Source organism: Hydrogenivirga sp. 128-5-R1-1 (genome assembly GCF_000171895.1).
This window is the reverse complement of the sequence record NZ_ABHJ01000062.1, coordinates 1-3,802: the sequence shown is the minus strand read 5'-3', so window position 1 is coordinate 3,802 and position 3,802 is coordinate 1. Positions and strand designations below refer to the sequence as shown.

General features: G+C 32.5%; 4 protein-coding genes and 1 pseudogene. All 5 read left to right on the top strand.

Features of this window, described 5'->3' with window-relative positions; translation table 11 throughout:
- Positions 1-502 (top strand): 7-cyano-7-deazaguanine synthase (locus HG1285_RS05450; protein WP_032496838.1); only part of this gene is annotated, 502 nt, incomplete at its 5' end.
- Positions 492-746, top strand: a complete 255-nt coding sequence (locus HG1285_RS05455; protein ID WP_008288390.1) for a hypothetical protein — start codon at positions 492-494, stop codon at positions 744-746. The genes HG1285_RS05450 and HG1285_RS05455, both read left to right, overlap by 11 nt.
- 101 nt (positions 747-847) lie before the next feature.
- Complete coding sequence (topA, locus tag HG1285_RS05460) at positions 848-2,818, top strand: type I DNA topoisomerase (protein ID WP_008288389.1); 1,971 nt, start codon at positions 848-850, stop codon at positions 2,816-2,818.
- 226 nt (positions 2,819-3,044) lie between these two features.
- Positions 3,045-3,335, top strand: coding sequence for an Asp-tRNA(Asn)/Glu-tRNA(Gln) amidotransferase subunit GatC (gatC, locus tag HG1285_RS05465; protein WP_008288388.1), 291 nt, complete (start codon positions 3,045-3,047; stop codon positions 3,333-3,335).
- Between the two features lie 22 nt (positions 3,336-3,357).
- A pseudogene (locus HG1285_RS05470) lies at positions 3,358-3,802 on the top strand (DNA recombination/repair protein RecA); the annotation flags it as partial.

Below are 3,802 nucleotides of genomic sequence, written 5' to 3'. Positions count from 1 at the left end.
TATTGTAGATATACCTCATCTTAAAGGTATAGAAGGAAGTGCATTAACAGATGAAAAGGTAGATATACCCTCAGAAGATTATCCAGACCAGCCACCTATAACTACAGTTCCCATGAGAAACTTAAATTTTTTGTCAATAGCAGCATCTTTTTGTGATGTTTATGAGATTGAAAATATAGGAATAGGCATACATTCTGTTGATAGCCCTTATCCAGACTGCCGTGCAGAGTTTGCATCTTCTGCAGAGGCTGTTATAAATGCTTCTTCTGTAATGGTGGCAAAAAAGAAAAACAGGATAAAGGTTTATACACCATTTTTGGGAATGACAAAAACAGATGTTTTAAAGCTTGGACTTGAGCTTGGAGTTCCTTATGAAAAGACTTATTCTTGCTATAGGGGTACAATTCCACCTTGCGGAGAATGTGCAACTTGCAGGCAAAGACAGGAAGCTTTTGAAAGTGTTGGAGTAAAAGACCCATTGGTTAAGGCTGATGAAAGATAAAGAAAAAGAACTTGAAATTTTGAAAGCAAAGATAGAATATTTAAAAATGTTAACGTTTATTTTAATAACAATTGGAACGGCATTTTTTACACTGATATTCTGGATTTATGGGAAAGGAGAAAATTTGTTGAAGCTTTTGCTTGTTTTTGCTTCTTTATCTTTCTTTTCTTTGCTTGTTAATGTAATTTTATTAGATAGCAGGATAAAAAGACGTATGAAAAATCTGGAGGATAAAAATGCTTGACATAATTATTTATATTCTAATAACTATAAATATGTTGTTATTAATATACTGGACTGTATCTTCTGCTATAAGAGAAATAAAAAATTAAAAAGAGGTAAAAATTGGCAAAAAAATTAGTTATTGTAGAGTCTCCTAAAAAGGCAAAAGAAATTCAAAAATTCTTAGGAAAAGACTATCTTGTAAAAGCAACTGTAGGTCATTTTAAAGACCTTCCTGAAAAAGAGATGGGTGTTGACCTAAAAACATTTGAACCAAGTTTCGTAATTAAATCCCCTAAACATAAGAAAATGCTTTCTGAAATAAAAAAACTTGCAAAAGATAAAGAGGTATACATTGCTACAGACCCAGATAGAGAAGGATATGCTATTGGATATTTTATGTATGAAGAGCTTAAGAAAAAAGCAAAAGATATAAAAAGAGCTGAGTTTCACGAAATAACAGAAAAACATATAAAAGAAGTAATAAAAAACGCTCCAGAATTTGAAAAAACCAACTTTGGATTATTTAACGCATTTCTTGGAAGAAGAGTAGGAGATAGAGTAGTTGGATATACCCTTTCGCCAAATGCTTCTAAAGAGATTGGAGGAAGGTTTTCTGTTGGTAGGGTTCAGTCTCCTGCTGTAAGACTTGTTGTTGAAAGGGAAAAAGAAATAAAAGAATTTAAGCCTACTCCTTACTATGTTTTAACTGTTTTTTTAGAGAAGGACAGCTTTAAATTTACAGCCGGCTATGAAAAAGCAAAAATTGAAGATAAAGAAAAAGCAGAAAAGATATTTGAAGAAATAAAGCCTGAAAAAAAAGCCAAAGTAGTAAAAGTAGAAAAAAAAGAGGTAAAACAAAAACCAAAACCACCTTTTACTACATCTACACTTCAGCAGGCAGCAAGTTCAAACCTAAAATTTGCTCCTGAAAAGACAATGATGCTTGCTCAGGATTTGTTTGAGAGCGGTTTAATTACTTATCACAGAACAGACAGCGTCAGGATATCCAAAGAAGCAGTTGCAGGTATAAGAGACTTTATAAAAAATGAGTTTGGAAGTGAGTATTTACCGACAAGGGCAAGAACTTATAAATCTAAAAATACCCAGGCTGATGCCCACGAAGCTATAAGAATAACAAACTTTGTTAATCTTGAAAAACAAAAGAACCTGATTAAACAAAAAGGCCTTACAGACGACCATTTTAAACTTTTAAAGCTTATTTACGAAAGAACTATTGCTTCCCAAATGCAGGATGCAATTTTTGAAAGAACAACTGCAGTATTTGAAATAAAAAAACATAAGTTTAAAACCACTGGTTCTATACTGAAATTTGAAGGATATAAAAAGGTATATATGGAAGAAGAAAATGAGCAAGGTGAGAAACAGCTTTTACCGCCGTTAGAAAAAGGAGAAGTTGTTGATAAGATAGACCAGAAACTTGAAGAAAAATGGACAAAACCTCCTGCAAGATATAGTGAAGCTACTTTAATAAAAAAACTTGAAGAACTTGGCATTGGAAGACCTTCAACTTATGCTTCTATAATGAAAACCATAAAAGATAGAGGATATGTCATAAAACAGGGAATGAGTTTAGTGCCTACTGAAAATGCTTTTCATCTAATTGACTACCTTGATAAACATTATAAATGGGTTATAGATTACGATTTTACAAAAAGAATGGAAGAATTCTTAGATTTTGTTGAACAAAATAAGAAAAATTGGAAGGAGTTTGTAAAAGAGTTATATGAAAAATCAACAAACAGAAAAACAAAAGCGATTTCTAAAAAAATGCTAAATTATGCTTTAGACCTTGCTAAAAAACACAATAGAGATATTTCTGATATACTTGATAACCCTGAAGAGTTGTCTAAGTTTATAGAAGCCCATAAAGAAACAAAACCTTCAGAAAAGCAGATTGCTTACGCAAAGTCTTTAGCAGAGAAAACAGGTATTGAGCTCCCTGAAGATGTTTTAGAAGATAAAGAAAAAATAAAAAAATGGATTAATAAAGCAAAGAAAGAGGCTATGAAAACATATCAACTTTCAGAAAAGCAAAAAGCGCTTTTGATAAAAACGGACAAGAACAGCTAATTGATAAACGTGAAAAGGCTTTAAAATGGATAGAAAATTACTTCAAAAAGAGAAGAAAAAAGGGCAAAAAATAAAAAGGCGGGTCGCTTATTGAGGCGAACCCGCAGGAAATGGAGGGGGAGGGAGGGGGATGCTTTTAAAGCCCATTTCAAACTTTAAAGCTTGATTATAATTATATTCTAAGTTATTCTTTTTAAAATGATTTTTGTCATAAGGGGTGTTTAAAATGATAGATAAAGATACAGTTTTAAAAATAGCACAGCTTTCAAAACTTCAGCTTTCAGAAAAAGAAATTCAGCTGTTTTCAAAACAACTTCCACAAATAATACAGTTTATAGAAAAACTTGAAGAATTAGAAACAGAAAATATATTACCATTCTATGAGCTAATTGATACTCCGGCACCTTTGAGAAAAGATGAAGTTAAATCTGGATTATCTCAAGAAGAAGCATTAAAAAACGCTCCTCAAGCTGAGGATGGATTTTTTGTGGTGCCAAGGGTTGTAAAAGCTGAGTAAAAAATCAGGAGGCATATTATAAATGACTGCAGAAGTTGAAAACGCAAAAGAACTTGAAGCAAAAAGGAAAGCTTTAGAAACAGCTCTATCTCAAATTGAGAAAAAATTTGGAAAAGGTTCTGTAATGACCTTTTCTTCAGATGCAATTAAAACAGTAGAAACTATACCTTCAGGTTCTATCTCTTTGGATTTAGCTACAGGAGTAAATGGTTTTCCAAGAGGTAAGGTTATAGAAGTTTTTGGTCCTGAAAGCTCAGGAAAAACCACACTAACACTTCATTTAATAGCAGAGGCACAAAAAAGAGGTGGAAAAGCAGTATTTATTGACGCAGAGCATGCTTTTGACCCTAAATATGCGAAGGCTATTGGTGTAAACCTTGAGGATTTAATAATTTCCCAACCAGATTATGGAGAACAGGCTCTTGAGATAGCTGAAACTTTGATAAGAAGTGGGGTTATTGATGTTG